General features: G+C 62.1%; 11 protein-coding genes. 4 read left to right on the top strand and 7 right to left on the bottom strand.

The features are described from left to right. Positions 1–105 precede the first annotated feature (105 nt). Together rsfS and argS are read left to right on the top strand one after the other, a co-directional pair. Positions 106–570, top strand: a complete 465-nt coding sequence (gene rsfS, locus VHD36_21540) for a ribosome silencing factor (protein HVU89929.1) — start codon at positions 106–108, stop codon at positions 568–570. Between the two features lie 220 nt (positions 571–790). Further along, the gene (argS, locus tag VHD36_21535; protein HVU89928.1) at positions 791–2,785 is read left to right on the top strand and encodes an arginine--tRNA ligase; all 1,995 of its coding nucleotides are present in this window, start codon (positions 791–793) and stop codon (positions 2,783–2,785) included. Positions 2,786–3,057: 272 nt separating this feature from the next. On the opposite strand, the gene VHD36_21530 is transcribed toward argS, so the two are convergent. The 3 genes from VHD36_21530 to VHD36_21520 all read right to left on the bottom strand — a co-directional run bounded on the left by VHD36_21530 (position 3,058) and on the right by VHD36_21520 (position 5,790). Further along, on the bottom strand, positions 3,058–3,468 hold the full coding sequence (locus VHD36_21530; GenBank protein HVU89927.1) for a hypothetical protein: 411 nt from the start codon (positions 3,466–3,468) through the stop codon (positions 3,058–3,060). 225 nt (positions 3,469–3,693) lie between these two features. Next, entirely contained in the window at positions 3,694–5,046 is a 1,353-nt protein-coding gene (locus tag VHD36_21525) for a DUF1501 domain-containing protein (GenBank protein ID HVU89926.1), read from the bottom strand. Positions 5,047–5,334: 288 nt separating this feature from the next. After that, positions 5,335–5,790, bottom strand: a complete 456-nt coding sequence (locus VHD36_21520) for a hypothetical protein (GenBank protein HVU89925.1) — start codon at positions 5,788–5,790, stop codon at positions 5,335–5,337. Between the two features lie 320 nt (positions 5,791–6,110). Here VHD36_21520 and VHD36_21515 point away from each other — a divergent pair, with 320 nt between their 5' ends. Continuing rightward, positions 6,111–7,556, top strand: coding sequence for an excinuclease ABC subunit UvrC (locus tag VHD36_21515; GenBank protein HVU89924.1), 1,446 nt, complete (start codon positions 6,111–6,113; stop codon positions 7,554–7,556). Positions 7,557–7,706: 150 nt separating this feature from the next. After that, a complete protein-coding gene (locus VHD36_21510) occupies positions 7,707–10,127 on the top strand; it encodes an MMPL family transporter (protein HVU89923.1) in 2,421 nt (806 codons plus the stop codon). A 240-nt stretch (positions 10,128–10,367) separates the two neighbouring features. Here the strand turns inward: VHD36_21510 and mnmA are convergent, their stop codons facing one another. The 4 genes from mnmA to VHD36_21490 all read right to left on the bottom strand — a co-directional run. Further along, positions 10,368–11,495: a tRNA 2-thiouridine(34) synthase MnmA gene (gene mnmA, locus VHD36_21505; protein ID HVU89922.1), complete on the bottom strand. Its 1,128-nt coding sequence runs from the start codon at positions 11,493–11,495 to the stop codon at positions 10,368–10,370. 23 nt (positions 11,496–11,518) lie between these two features. After that, positions 11,519–12,157 carry a hypothetical protein gene (locus VHD36_21500; GenBank protein HVU89921.1) on the bottom strand — a complete coding sequence of 213 codons (639 nt, stop codon included), beginning with the start codon at positions 12,155–12,157 and terminating at the stop codon, positions 11,519–11,521. A 108-nt stretch (positions 12,158–12,265) separates the two neighbouring features. Next, entirely contained in the window at positions 12,266–13,726 is a 1,461-nt protein-coding gene (locus VHD36_21495; GenBank protein ID HVU89920.1) for an RtcB family protein, read from the bottom strand. Between the two features lie 48 nt (positions 13,727–13,774). Next, positions 13,775–14,091 (bottom strand): archease (locus tag VHD36_21490; protein ID HVU89919.1); only part of this gene is annotated, 317 nt, incomplete at its 5' end.

The following is a 14,091-nucleotide window of genomic DNA, read 5'->3' as shown; positions in this document are numbered from 1 at the left end:
GCCGAAATTCGGACCGTCGGCCGAACCCTGCCGTTGGCTCCGGCGTCTGTTCGGGTGTAGAATAAAGGCGCGTCGGACGGTTCACTCATCCGGAGAAGCACACACGTGGCGACATCCAGCGTCAGCCGGTACGTGGAAACATCTCGTGACTCCAATCGGGCTTTGCAGCTTGCTCTGGCAGCAGCCCAAACCGCGGCTGACAATCGAGGACGTGACATCCTGGTCCTCGACATGCGGGAAGTGACTCCGGAATTCGACTACTTCGTCGTCGCCACCGGCACCAGCCGGCGTCAGCTCCACGCCATGAGCGAGGAGATCGACCATCGCCTTGAAGACGAGATGGGTGAGCATCGCCTGGGGGTCGAAGGTTACGTCGAGAGCCGGTGGATCCTCCTCGATTACGGCAACATCGTGATCCATCTGTTCGATGACGAAGCTCGCGATTACTACTCGCTGGAAAAGCTGTGGTGTACGGCCAAGCGCGTGCCGACCGAGCTGTCGCAGCCCGACAAGGGGAAAAGCGACGACGGTGAGGATGGCCGACGCAGCTCGCTGCGCTTGAGCAAGTAATTGCTTCGACGCTCCCGTTTTCTGTAGCCGGGCTCTATGAGCCCGGGGTTGTAGGGTGCGCTTTGCGCACCACGAACGAATTGTTCGGGTTATGGTGCCCACAGGGCACCCTACAGGCTTTCCCACCGGCCCGCTACACTATCTCGCAAGCGCCTGAGCCGCCGAAATGACCGCGGCTCCGCGGAATGCTCTTCGGTTCCTTGGCCCATCGATTTGTTTGATGAACATCCTACGCGAATTGCGAGATCGCTTTGCCACGGCGCTTGCGAAACTGGCGGCCGAACAGAGCCTGGCAAACCTCGCCACGACCGAGCTGGTCGACATGGTGCGGCAAAGCCAGGACGCCAAGTTCGGCGACTATCAGGCCAACATGGCGATGCCGATGGGCAAGCAGCTAAGCCAGCCGCCGCGCGACGTGGCGGCGGCGATCCAGGCGCGGCTCGACGTCGCTGATTTGTGCCAGTCGCCCGAAATCGCCGGACCAGGCTTTATCAATCTCGCGCTGCGCGATGATTGGCTGGCCGCGCGATTGCGCGAAGCGGTGGAGGATCCGCGCCTTGGCATTCCGCCGGTCGCGCGTCCGCGTACCGTGATCGTCGATTATTCGGCGCCGAACGTGGCCAAACCGATGCACGTCGGCCACATCCGCTCGACCGTGATCGGCGACAGTATCTATCGCACGCTCAAATTCCTGGGCCATCGCGCGATCGGCGATAACCACATCGGCGATTGGGGCACGCAGTTCGGGATGATCATTTACGGGTACAAGCATTTCCGCGACGCGGCGGCCTACGAGCGCTCGCGCGTCGACGAGCTGGCGCGGCTCTATCGAATGGTCAACCAGTTGGTCGATTATCACGATAGCCGGCCGCAACTGGCGGAGCTGGAAAAGAAGATTCATGCCGCCGAAGAACGCCTGGCCGTGGCGAAGGCGGTACCCGCCAGCGGCGATGCCAAGGCCGACAAGAAGCAGGCCCAGGCCGTTCGCAAAGCGGAAGCCGACGTCGGCGAGACGAAAGCGGCGCTCGCGGATCTCGAGCGCAAGCTGGCGGCGCTCGAAGCCGATCCCAAGCTGGGCCCGCTGGCCAAAGAACATCCCGAAATCGGCGCTGCCGTACTGGCCGAAACGGCCAAGCTCCACGCGGGCGATGCCGAGAATCTGGCTCTATGGCGCGAGTTCATGCCCGCCTGCATGGCAGCCATTCAACATATTTACGACCGGCTGGGCGTGTCGTTCGACGAAACGCTGGGCGAAAGCTTCTATCACGACCGATTGCAGCCGGTCGTCGACGACTTGCTCGCCAAACAGATCGCCCGCGAGAGCGACGGAGCCACCTGCGTGTTTCTGGAAGGGCAGCCGGCGCCGATGATCGTGCGCAAAAAGGACGGCGCCTTTCTGTACGCCACCACCGACCTGGCCACGATCGCTTATCGCCGTGAGAAGTGGAATCCCGACGCGCTTCTGTACGTGGTCGATCATCGGCAAAGTCTGCACTTCGAACAACTGTTCGCCACCGCGCGGCGGTGGGGCTACGAAAACGTCGAGTTCGCCCACGTCAGCTTCGGCACGGTGCTGGGGGATGACGGCCGCCCGTTCAAAACGCGCTCGGGCGATACCGTGGGCCTCGAGGGGCTGCTCAACGAAGCGGTCGAGCGGGCGTATAAGATCGTGGCCGAGAACGACGATGCCAAGCCGGACGGTCGCGAACTTGCGGACGAGCAGCGACAAGCGATCGCCGAAACGGTGGGCATCGCCGCCTTGAAATATGCCGATTTGTCGCAGAATCGCACCAGCGATTACGTCTTTAGCTACGACAAGATGCTGGCCATGAACGGCAACACGGCCACGTACATGCAGTACGCCTACGCCCGGGTGCGAAGCATTTTCCGGCGCGGCAACATCGACATCGAAAAGCTGCGACGCGAGCAGGCGCCGATTCTCCTATCTACCCCGGCCGAACGGTCGCTGGGATTGGAAATCCTGCGCTTCGCCGAAGCGCTCGATGCGGTGCTGGTCGATTACCGACCGAATCAACTAACAGCCTACCTGTTCGCGCTCGCCAACCGATATTCGACCTTCTTCGATCAATGCCCGGTTCTCAAGGCCGAAACGCCCGAGCTGCGCACGAGCCGGTTGCTGCTTTGCGATTTGACCGCGCGCACGCTCAAGCAGGGACTGGCGCTCTTGGGGATCGACGTGGTCGAACAGATGTAAACGCGGCAGGATGCCGGCCGCTATTTCGCTGCCGGCACAATCTGCCACAGCAGACACTGAAGTAGAATCAACGATCGATGCAGGAAGGTGCCGATGCACCTGCTCGAATCTCCCTCCCTTTTAGGGAGGGATTAAGGGAGGGTGGTGTTCTTCAGCGACATTGACGTTCGCCACGGCATTGGGAATTGGGGTCTTCACCCTCACCCTGCCCTCTCCCTGGAAGGGAGAGGGTTCCTGCAGCGCGCCGTCCGCAAACAAGCGCGCTCGTTCGGCTACCGTCGCACCGGCACCAGGCGTACCTCCCGAAAATCACCTAGCGCCTCCTTGATCTTCCCCTCGGAGCGAAGTTCGAGATTGGCTCCCCCCTCGGGTAGCTCGATCGTGCCGAATTTGGCTTTCTTGTGCGTCTGCCAAGAGCCGGTTGAGGGAATCTTGCCTTTCAGTTCGTGCTTTCCGACCGCGACGACGAACGTGTTGTCGGCCGATTTGTCGGCGCACGACCACTCGAACCACACCTCGTATTTGCCGGAGGTCAGGCCCGCGAGTTTCCACACGGCATGATCGTTCGGGCTGTTCCACCAGCCCAGCGCTCGATCCTCGGGCATGTACTGGAGCGTCTTGCCGTACACTTCGCACTTGCTGGCCGGCAGGGTCAGCGACCGGTCAGCCGCCGGCGTAACCACTTCAGGCTTGCTGCCGTCGAACTTTTTGGGCTCCTCGGCAGAAGAGACTACGATAGTGCAAAGCAAAGCTAGTAAAACATGGGAAGCCGTGCCCATAGCGATGAACCTGTTCGTCAAGGTGCAATAAGCCGGGCCCACAGTCGAACGACATGCTTACCGAAACGGCCATGCTTATTCGGCTGCGCCGAAAAACCATGGCACCAATCTAACGCAAGCTGCCGCGTGCTAGATCAGCTCTTCGATCGGGCGCCGCTCTTCCAGCACGTAGCGTGGGCGGCCGGAGAGATCGACGAACGTCTGCGAGGCATCGATCCCCAGATGCCGGTAGATCGTGGCCAGGATGTTTTCCGGACCGTACGGCGCCTCGACGGGCAGCTCGCCCTTGCTGTTGGTGGCGCCGACGATACCCGTCTTCAATCCGCCGCCGGCCAAGAGAACACTCATGGCCGATCCCCAGTGGTCGCGGCCGGCGTTGCGATTTACGCGCGGCGTGCGGCCGAATTCTCCCATCGCCACGAGCAGCACGTCCCGGTCAAGCCCGCGCTTAAAGAGATCGCGGATCAGGGCCGCCATCGCGGCGTCGTACATGGGTCCGCGGTCTGAAATCGCCTTGGCGATCCGCTGGTGGTTGTCCCAGCCGGGGAATCGTACGGTGACGCAAGTAACGCCGGCCTCGACCAGGCGTCGCGCCAGAAGCAGCGACTGTCCGATCTCGGTCAGACCATATTTCTCGCGGACGCTGTCCTTCTCGCGCTTAATGTCGAAGGCAGCCTGGGCTCGTGGGCCGGTGACCATTTCCAGTGCCTGACGCGTGAAATCGTCGATCGCTTCGCTCGACCGTTCCAGATCCATCAGCTGGCGCTGCGAATCGAGCGCCGTCAGCAGCGTGCGGCGATCTTCCAGCCGGTCAACGCTCAGGCCAGTCGATAGGGCCAGGTTGCGGACCGAAAAATTCTTCTTGCCCGGGTCGGTAATGGTCTCGAACGGGTTGTAAGCCGTGCCCAGGTAGGCCGCGCCGCCATTTCGCATCAGACGTGGCAGGGCGACATAAGCGGGCAGACCGGGGGCGTTCGCTCCAACGACGCGCGCGGCGACCGAACCGAAGCACGGCATCTCGTTCAAGCCGGCTTTTTGCCCGCGCTTCAGATAGCCGGTCTGCGTCAGGTGGCTCGACGGATCGTGGGCGTTGGACGTATGCCGCACCGAGCGGACGATGGCCAGCTTGTCGAGCAGCTTCGCTTGTTCGCTCATGTACTGGCTGAGGAAAACGCCGGGCACGTTGGTTCCGACGGCGTCGAGCGGACCGCGGAATTCGACCGGAGCATTCGGCTTCGGGTCATAGGTTTCGAAGTGCGACGGGCCGCCACCGAGTTCGACGAAGATCACCGCCTTGCCGGATCGCGCTTGGGATTTTTCATGCGGATCGGTCGCCAGGCTACGATTGGTTTCTGCCGTGGCCTGCAATCGCAATAGGTCAGCTAATGACAGACCACCGATTGCCAAGGCTCCCGCGCGCAAGAAGCTGCGGCGGTCGACCCCATCGCAGTATCGTGACGCGCGGCCAAAGAGGGTGAGCATCGTAACGCTCCTGATCGTGCCGGTGGATGGTTGCGCCAGCGAGCGGTGGGGCTTTCGAGGGAGGCAGGCACCCTGGTGGGAAACGATAACCCCCGCTAGGACGAATTGTAGCCAAAGCGTGTCGGCCGAGTCTACGTGGCGCGCAGCGAAAAACGAGCGGTTTGCGCTCCGGCCCGGCTAGCGTCTGGCTAACCGGTTCATCGGCCGGCGTCCGACCTCTCCTGGAGGGGAACATGCCCGAGCTAGGCTGTGCCTGCCAAATTGTCCGGTTCGCAGGAGCGGCGGCGGTTAGCCCTCGCCCCCCTCGTCGCGCAGGAAGGCCTCCTGCAAGAGGTCGGCCTCGCGACGGGTGTGCTCGTCGATGCGGCTGAGCAGATCGCCCACCTCGACACACACTTTTTCCAGGCCGGTCCGATCGTCGTTGTCGATGCGGTCCAGCTTGGCGACCAGGCGGTGTACGCCGTCACGGAAGTGCTCGTGCTCATCACGCAGCGCGGTGATCTTCTCGGCCAGGTTCGGGCTCGACTCTTGCGCCGCCGACATGTAGCCGTCGTACTCTTCCAGGTCCATCAGGTGGTCGAGATGTCTTTCCAGCGAGGCCGTGATGAACCGCAAGCTGCGCAGCTTGCCGCCCAGGTCGGTACCGCGCGGCTCCCAAGCGATCGTCGTGCGAATGGCCTGGGTGATGTTGGTCAAAAGATTCTGTTCGAGCAGGGTCTGTTGAGCGATGTCGCGTTGATTCATCGGTGCACCTTCTTCCAGTACGGCGCTGGTGGATGGCTGACCACCGCGCTGGTCTTCGACCGAATGCCCGCTTGATCGCCCCGACGCACTATCGCGATAGCTATTTGAGAACATACTTCGATACCTCAAGTATAACGGATTTTTCCGACGTCACTGCAAACGGCGTGCGCAAAAGCACGCTCGAAGCCGGCGCGAGCAATCCATCAAGCATGCCTCCCCAGATCGATCGGAAATGCGACAATTCGCTGACCGGATATAATGGATGCGCCGCATAGGATTCCCTTCTGCACCGTTCGACGACCGGAGTTGAAACATCAGGCATGGCCAGGCCCGGGGGAAATACACCGCCGCTTGACGACGTACCCGCCGACGGCACTCCCGAGCCCGTCGAGCGCCGGGAGAACGCGCCTTCGGCCGGCAATGAGCCTGAGCAGGAAGCGGCCGCGCCGAGTGAGCCGCTTGGTTTCGCCTATGCCGCCGGCAAGGTGCGCGAGTTCCCGCAAACGCCTGGCGTCTACCTGATGAAGGATGCGGCCGGCGTCGTGATCTACGTCGGCAAAGCGGTCAATTTGCGCTCGCGCGCCAGCAGTTACTTTCTGAAGGCGGCCGCCGAGGACCAGCGCACGGCGGATCTCGTGCGCGAGATCGCGGATATCGATTTCCTCGAGGCCGACAGCGAGGTCGACGCGCTGTTGATCGAATCGCGGCTGATCAAGGACGTGCAGCCGAAATACAACCGCGACCTGAAGGATGACAAAAGCTTTCCCTATCTGGAAATCTTCATTCGCGAGGATTTCCCACGCGTCGAATTCACGCGCGAGCCGCAGGACCGGGGCACCAAGCTGTACGGCCCGTTCGCCAGCGCCGGCAGCCTGCGCGGCGCGATCCAGGTATTGCAGAAGATTTTCAAGTTCCGCACTTGCAGCCTGGACATCGAAGACGGCGACGACAAATGGCGCTGGTTCCGGCCCTGCCTGTTGCACAGCATTCAACAATGTACGGCACCGTGCAACCTGCGCATCTCGAAGGAAGAATATCGTCGCGACATCGCCCGGCTGCGGATGTTCCTGGAAGGGAAAAAGGCATCGCTCTTGAAAGAGATGCGGGCCGAGATGGCGGCCGCCGCCACGGAATTGAAATTCGAGAAGGCGGCTCGCCTGCGCGACGAGATCTTTGCGCTGGAAACGCTCGACCGCCGCGGCGAGCTCGATACGCACGTGCAGCCCGAGGTCTTTTACATCGACCCGAAGAAGGGGTTGGCGGGCCTGAAGAAAGTACTGAAGCTGGACGAGACGCTGCGCACGATCGAAGGCGTGGACATCGCGCACCTCGGCGGCGGCGAGACCGTGGCCAGCCTCGTGCAATTCATCGATGGCCTGCCGTTCAAGCCGGGCTACAAGCGCTACAAGATCCGCGGCGTGGGGGGCATCGACGACTTTGCCAGCATTCACGAGGTGGTCGCGCGCCGCTTTAAGCGCTTGGAAGACGAGGGCGAAGTATTTCCCGATCTGCTCCTGGTCGATGGCGGCCGCGGCCAGCTCAACGCGGCCCTGGCCGCGTTTCGCGAGCTGTCGATCGAACCGCCGGTAGTCATCTCGCTGGCCAAGCGCGAGGAAGAAATCTACCTGGGTGACGCCCCTGATCCGCTACGGCTAAGCCGCCATTCTTACGCGCTGCGCCTTCTGCAATACGTGCGCGACGAGGCGCACCGCTTCGCCCAGCATTATCATCACATTCTGCGGCGCAAAAGCACTCTCGGCGAGTGAATCGTCGGGGCACAGCGGACTTGGGTTATTCGCCGCAGGCCGGATTTGCTAAGCTGACCGTCGAAATTCGTGGCTGCCTGGCGCGACGATTGCAGCGGGAACATTGACGCCCGGGCTCGTTTTCTTTCACGCTTGGCCAAAAGTGCGCGCATGAATCGGCCGCAACAGCTTGCATCCGCCGCGAAACCTACCTTTTATCAGCGCTATAGCCGGGCGATTCTCGCCACGGTCCTGGTCGTCTTCCCGGTGCTCATTTTTGGGGCCAATCGGGCTGCGCAGACCAATCGCAACGACGTCAAGGATTGGCTGCCCGCCACGTTCTCCGAAACCAAGGATTATCGCTGGTTCCAAGCGCATTTCGAAAACGAGACGCAGGTCCTCGTCAGTTGGCAGGGCGCAACGCTCGACGATCCGCGCGTCGAAAAATTCGCCCGGCTCGTCGCGCCGCGGTCCGAGCAGGACCAGACGCCGATCGACACTTCGCTCTTTTCCAGCGTTCTCACCGGGCCCGAACTGGTGCGGCGGTTGACCGATCCCCCCACTAATCTGCCGCGTTCCGAAGCCATCAAGCGTCTGTCAGGTTTGCTGGTCGGTAAGGATGGAAAACAGACCAGTGCCGTCGTATCGCTCACGCAACACGCCCAGGACAAGCTGCACTACACGCTCGACGAGCTCTATCGCGCCGCCGAGTTGGCTACGGGCCTGCCACGCAGCGAAATCTACATGGGCGGACCGCCGGTCGATAACGTGGCCATCGACCTGGAAGGACAGAAGACTCTGCGACAACTCGCGCTGTTCTCGGCGCTGGTCGGCCTGGGACTTTCGTACTGGTGCATGCGGCAAATGTATCTGACGGTGCTGATTATCGCCTGCGCCGTGTACAGCGCCGTGATTTCGCTGTCGCTGGTGTACTTCACCGGCAGCTCGATGGACGCGATCCTGTACACGATGCCGCCGGTGGTTTATACGGCGTCGCTCTCGGGCGCGATCCACATCATCAATTACTACCGCAACGCGGTGCACGACGGTGGGCTGGCCGGCGCCGCCGAACGCGCCGTCAAGCGTGCCTGGGTTCCTTGCACCCTGTCGGCCGGCACGACGGCCATCGGCCTGGCTTCGCTGTGCACCAGCGAGCTCGTGCCGATTCGGTCGTTCGGCTTTTACGCCTCGATCGGCGTGATGGCCACGCTGACGTTGTTGTTCTCGTGCGTACCGTCCGCGTTGCAGCTGTGGCCCCCAAGGCTCGCGCCCCCTCCGCCGGCGGATCCGTTGGAAATGTCGCGACACCCGAAGTTTTTAAATCGCGTCGGCCTGCGGATGGCCTGGGGTATCGTCCGGCACAACGGTTGGGTCTGCGTAGCGTTTGCCGTGACGCTGGTCGGCTTTGGCATCGGCGCCTGGTGGATCCGCACCTCGGTGAGCATTGCCAATCTGTTCTCGCCCGATGCCGAAGTGGTCAAGCACTACGATTGGCTCGAGCAGCATTTGGGCGGGCTGGTACCGACCGAGGTGGTGCTGGTATTCGACAACCACACCAACAAGCTCAGCTTTCTCGAGCGGCTGGAACTGGTCGATCGCATCCAGCAACATCTGCAATCGCTGCCCGAGGTGTCGAGCACCATGTCGGCGGCCACGTTTACGCCTCCACTGCCCGAGAACGAGTCGGCCGCGCAGACGTCGCGCCGCACCACGGGGGGGGCCTTCGGCCGACTGCTGATGCGCAATCCCGAGTACGTCCGCCGCGACGTCTTCAACAAGCAGCTCGCCGAGCATCGCCGCGAGTACGAGTTAGGCGATTATCTGAGCCATGAAAAAGCCGACGGCTTGGATGAAGATCTGTGGCGCATCAGCCTGCGCCTGGTGGGCAGCGAGGATATCGATTACGGCCAGTTCGTCCACGTCATCGATCGCGAGGTGCAGCCCTACCTCGATGCAGAGAAAGAAGCCAAGGTCGACGGCATCTCGGCCGTGGTCACCGGCGTAACGCCCGTCGTCTACAAGGCCGAGCGGTCGCTGCTGGAAGGGCTGGTCGAAAGCTTCTTCATGGCCTTCGTGATCATGGCGGCCGTGATGGCGGTCGTCTATCGCAGCCTGCCCGCCGGCTTGCTCGTGATGTTTCCCAACGTCTGGCCGATGGCGCTGGTATTCGGAATCTTGGGATACGGCGGCGTGGTGGTCGACATCGGCACCATGATGACGGCCAGCGTCGCGATGGGCGTCTCGGTCGATGATGCCGCGCATTACATCACGTGGTTTCGCTTCGGCATCGCCAAAGGATACGACCGCCGCACCGCCGCGATTTACGCCTACCGCAACGCCGCTGTGGCTATGGCGCAAAGTTCCATCATCGTCGGCCTCGGGCTATCGGTCTTCGGGCTGAGCTCGTTCGTGCCGACACGTATGTTCGGCCTCTTGATGCTGCTTTTGCTCTCGTGGGGTCTATTCGCGGACCTGGTGCTGATGCCCGCGATCCTGGCGGGGCCATTGGGGCGCTTCTTCACGCACGGCATCCGCCGGCAGCCGGAGCAAGTGCCGGCCGAAGAGAAGTCGCTGGCCGCCGTGGATAGCTGAGAAGATTTGCCACCGAGGGCACAGAGATCACCGAGAAGAAATGATGAATGCAAAAATGAATGGTGAATGTTGGACTCGGAAAAGCTCCGAATGCCGACGGCTTGGGCGACCAGACGAATGTCTTTCGCTCATGACTTAGCACTCATCGTTCATCACTTTCAAGCTGAAACTCTGCCATCTTCTCTTGGTGCCCTCGGAGACCTCTGTGGCATTGTCTTTTCATCGGCTGCAAATCAGCAGCTATTCGATCCAGCCGCCACCGAGCACGCGGTCGCCGTCGTAGCAAACGGCCGCCTGTCCCGGGGCGACGCCATGCTTCGGCTCATCAAGTAGCGCGGTGAAGCGATCGTCGCCGCATGGTTCGACCGTGGCGGCCACCGGCTGGCTGAGATAGCGAATCTTCACGTGGCAGCGGAAGGGCGCGCGCGGCGCCTCGATAAGCCAGTTCACGTCACGCGCCGCCAGGCTTCGGCAGGCCAATTCTTCGTGCGTCCCGATCACGACGCGGCGCGAGTCTCGTTCCAGCCGCACGACGTACCGCGGCGTGCCAAACGCGATGCCCAACCCCTTGCGCTGCCCGATCGTGAAGTTTTCGATCCCCTCGTGCCGGCCGACGACCTGGCCGTCGGTCGTAACGATTTCGCCCGACAGATCGACGTCGCCGCGCCGGCGGCGGACGAAGTCGGCATAGTCGTCGGTGACGAAGCAGATTTCCTGGCTGTCTTGTTTGTCGGCCACGCGCAGGCCCAGCTCACGCGCCCGGGCGCGAATCTCGCTCTTGGGAAAATCGCCGACCGGCAAGAGCACGCGGCGGAGAATCTCGCGATTGATGCCGAACAGCACGTACGACTGATCCTTGCTCGGGTCGACCGCGCGCACGAGCGCCGGCAGGGCGTCCTCATCGGTGCGAATCAGCCGCGCGTAATGCCCGGTGGCGATGAAATCGGCGCTGACACTATCGGCGTAATCGGCCAGCGTGCCGAACTTCAGCCAGTTGTTGCACATCACGCACGGGTTGGGCGTGCGGCCGGCGGTGTACTCGTCGACGAAATAGTCCATGATCCGGCCGAAGTCGTCGCGAAAGTCGAGCGCATAGAAGGGAATGTCCAGCCGATCGGCCACGCGGCGCGCGTCGGCAGCGTCGCTCGCTGTGCAGCACCCCTGCTTGTGGCCAAGGCGTGTGGAGAGAATCGGCAACTGCCCGCCGGTTTGAGCGCCCGCGCTGACCGCATCAGTCGCGCACGACGCTTCGGCGGTTTCGCCATGCCGCATGAAGACGCCGATCACCTCGTGCCCGGCCGCGCGCAGCAAGTGCGCAGCCACACTGGAATCGACCCCGCCCGACATTGCTAAAACGACACGTGCCAAATCTTTGCCCTAACAGAATGATGCTATCTCGGAAACGAAAGACAGATGATCCGCCACTTGCCGTCCCCCTTTTTGACAAGCGTGGCAAAGATTTCGAAGCTTATGGCGCGCTCGGTGATAAACCAGTTCAGTTCCTCTCGATCCGTGGGACGCATCTCCTTGCCCTCGCGATCCAGTATCGATTTCCACGTCGCAATCTGCTCGTCGTCCACGGGGGTGAACAGGATCAAACTCGCATGCGCGACAGCCCCCATGGGCCTGGCGATAGCGACTTTGACATCCTTGATTTGCACGTTTTCCCAGTCGTGATTGCCCTCTGGGGGCAATAAAGACTTGGGATCAGCAATGTCAATCTTTTCCAGCCTAACCGACGGCGCACCCCCCTCGACGAGATGGTCGATCATGATGTTCGACGGATCGATCACCGACCGCACCGCATCCGCATCACGGTTTGCGATCCCGCTATAGAACGTCCGCAGTGCGGCTTCCACTTTGGCCTCCTGCTGAAGAGCAGCGTCCGCTTCTTCCGCGCGCACGCGACCGCCAAACACCAATACAACGCCACTAAGCACCAAGACGCAACGCAAGGATCGCATGGTGGCCCTCGCCCCTCCTAATTGCAGCGCAACGTCGTCGCGCCGTTCGTTCCGCTCATCACTCATCACTCATCACTCATCACTCCTCACTCATCACTCATCACTCATCACTCATCACTCATCACTCCGCACTCATCACTCATCACTCCGCACTCATCACTCATCGCTTCGCGCTCAGCCTTTGATCACGCCGATCGGCCGCATGCGGGCGACCTTCTTCGCCAGCTGCGCACGGTGTACGACGTCGACGACGTGGTTCACGTCCTTGTAGGCCGCGGGCTGTTCCTCGGCCAGTCCTTTCCAACTGCGTGCCCGGGCGATGACGCCGCGCTCGGCCAGTTCGGCGTCGATGCGGCGGCCTTGTGCCAGCTTCGCCGCGGCCGTGCGGCTCAGCATCCGGCCGGCGCCGTGGCAGGCCGAACCGAACGTCTGCTGCATACTACCATCCTGCCCCGCCAGCACCCAACTGGCCCGCCCCATGTCGCCGGGAATGATCACCGGCTGGCCGATGGCGCGGTACATGTCCGGCACTTCGGCATGGCCCGGTGGAAACGCCCGGGTTGCTCCCTTGCGATGGACCCACACGCGCTTGGTCTTGCCGCCGACGTGATGCTGCTCGAATTTCGCGATGTTGTGCGCCACGTCATAGACCAGGCTCATGCGCAGCGATTCCCACGAACGCCCGAAGACGGTTTGAAAGACCTCGCGGGCCTGCTGCATGAGCAATTGCCGATTGCACCAGGCGTAATTGGCCGCGGCGCGCATCGCGCCCAGGTAATGTTCTCCCTCGGGACTGTCGATCGGGGCGCACACAAGCTGCCGGTCCGGTAGCGCGATACCGTACTTTTCAGGCGCGCCGCGCAAGTCGCGCAGCGCATCGTCGCACACCTGGTAGCCCAAGCCGCGTGACCCCGAGTGAATCATCACGCACACCTGGTCTTGGGCGAGTCCCATCGTCTCGGCGGCTTGCTCGTCGAACACTTCGTCGACGACCTGCACTTCCAGAAAGTGATTTCCCGCGCCCAACGTTCCGCACTGCGAACGGCCGCGCTCGATCGCCCGGGCGCTGACCAGGTCGGAGCGAGCGCCCTCCAGGCAACCATGCGCCTCGGTATGGTCGATATCGCTTTCGGTCGCCAGGCCGCGCGGAATGAGCCAGCGCGGACCTTCCGCCATCAACTGCCGCAATTCCTGTGGGCTGTAACGATAGCGCCCCTCACCGCCGACGCCGGCCGGAATCTGCCGGAACAGCTCTTCGACCAGCGGCTGCAACCGGGGCTGCACATCGGCGAAGCTGAGACTGGTGCGCATCAACCGCACGCCGCAATTGATGTCGTAACCGACCCCGCCCGGCGAAATCACGCCCCCCTCCTCGGGATCCGTCGCGCACACACCGCCGATGCAAAAACCATAACCCCAGTGAATGTCGGGCATGGCCAGGCTGGCGAGCTGAATGCCGGGCAAAAAGGCGACGTTCGCCACCTGTTCGGGCGCAGAGTCCCCGCGAATCAGCTCGATCATGGCGTCATCGGCGTAGATCAGCCCATCGACGCGCATGCCCGGCTTATAGCTTTTCGGAATGCGCCAGCAATGATCGTTGACGCGCTCGAGCGGTCCGCGATAGGCGTCTGCCATAATCGGTAACCTCTTGAAGCGCCGGGTTCCGGGCGCTAAATCCAATCGCTAAATATCGACAATCACTTCGGCCATCCAACCGTTGGCCATAGGCTCGCACTTCAACGCATGGTAGGTAATAGCCTTCACCTCGTGCGCCGGCACGTGGCGCGCGGGATCAAACGATTCGCCGCGCGCGACGGCCGACAGCCCCTCCTTCGTGACTTTCACTTCGAAATCGGCCAGTACCAGGTGCTCGGTCTCGAAGAGGTACAAAAGCTCGCCGAGCCAGTCGAACAGCAGATAATCCGGAGCAGCGGCCGACACTTCGATCTTCTTCTCCTGGATGAGTCGCACTTCGTCCAGGTTCGCGATGATGATCGAAA

The sequence above is a fragment of the Pirellulales bacterium genome (genome assembly GCA_035546535.1).
Taxonomy (GTDB): Bacteria; Planctomycetota; Planctomycetia; order Pirellulales; family JACPPG01; genus JACPPG01.
This window is presented reverse-complemented; position numbering and strand designations above follow the sequence as displayed.

What these genes read in the sequence shown, in the direction of transcription:
- VHD36_21495 (HVU89920.1), bottom strand. Translation starts at nt 13,726, where the DNA reads ATGGCAGACGCCTATCGCGGACCGCTCGAGCGCGTCAACGATCATTGC.
- argS (HVU89928.1), top strand. Translation starts at nt 791, where the DNA reads ATGAACATCCTACGCGAATTGCGAGATCGCTTTGCCACGGCGCTTGCG.
- VHD36_21515 (HVU89924.1), top strand. Translation starts at nt 6,111, where the DNA reads ATGGCCAGGCCCGGGGGAAATACACCGCCGCTTGACGACGTACCCGCC.
- VHD36_21525 (HVU89926.1), bottom strand. Translation starts at nt 5,046, where the DNA reads ATGCTCACCCTCTTTGGCCGCGCGTCACGATACTGCGATGGGGTCGAC.
- VHD36_21520 (HVU89925.1), bottom strand. Translation starts at nt 5,790, where the DNA reads ATGAATCAACGCGACATCGCTCAACAGACCCTGCTCGAACAGAATCTT.
- VHD36_21510 (HVU89923.1), top strand. Translation starts at nt 7,707, where the DNA reads ATGAATCGGCCGCAACAGCTTGCATCCGCCGCGAAACCTACCTTTTAT.
- VHD36_21500 (HVU89921.1), bottom strand. Translation starts at nt 12,157, where the DNA reads ATGAGTGATGAGCGGAACGAACGGCGCGACGACGTTGCGCTGCAATTA.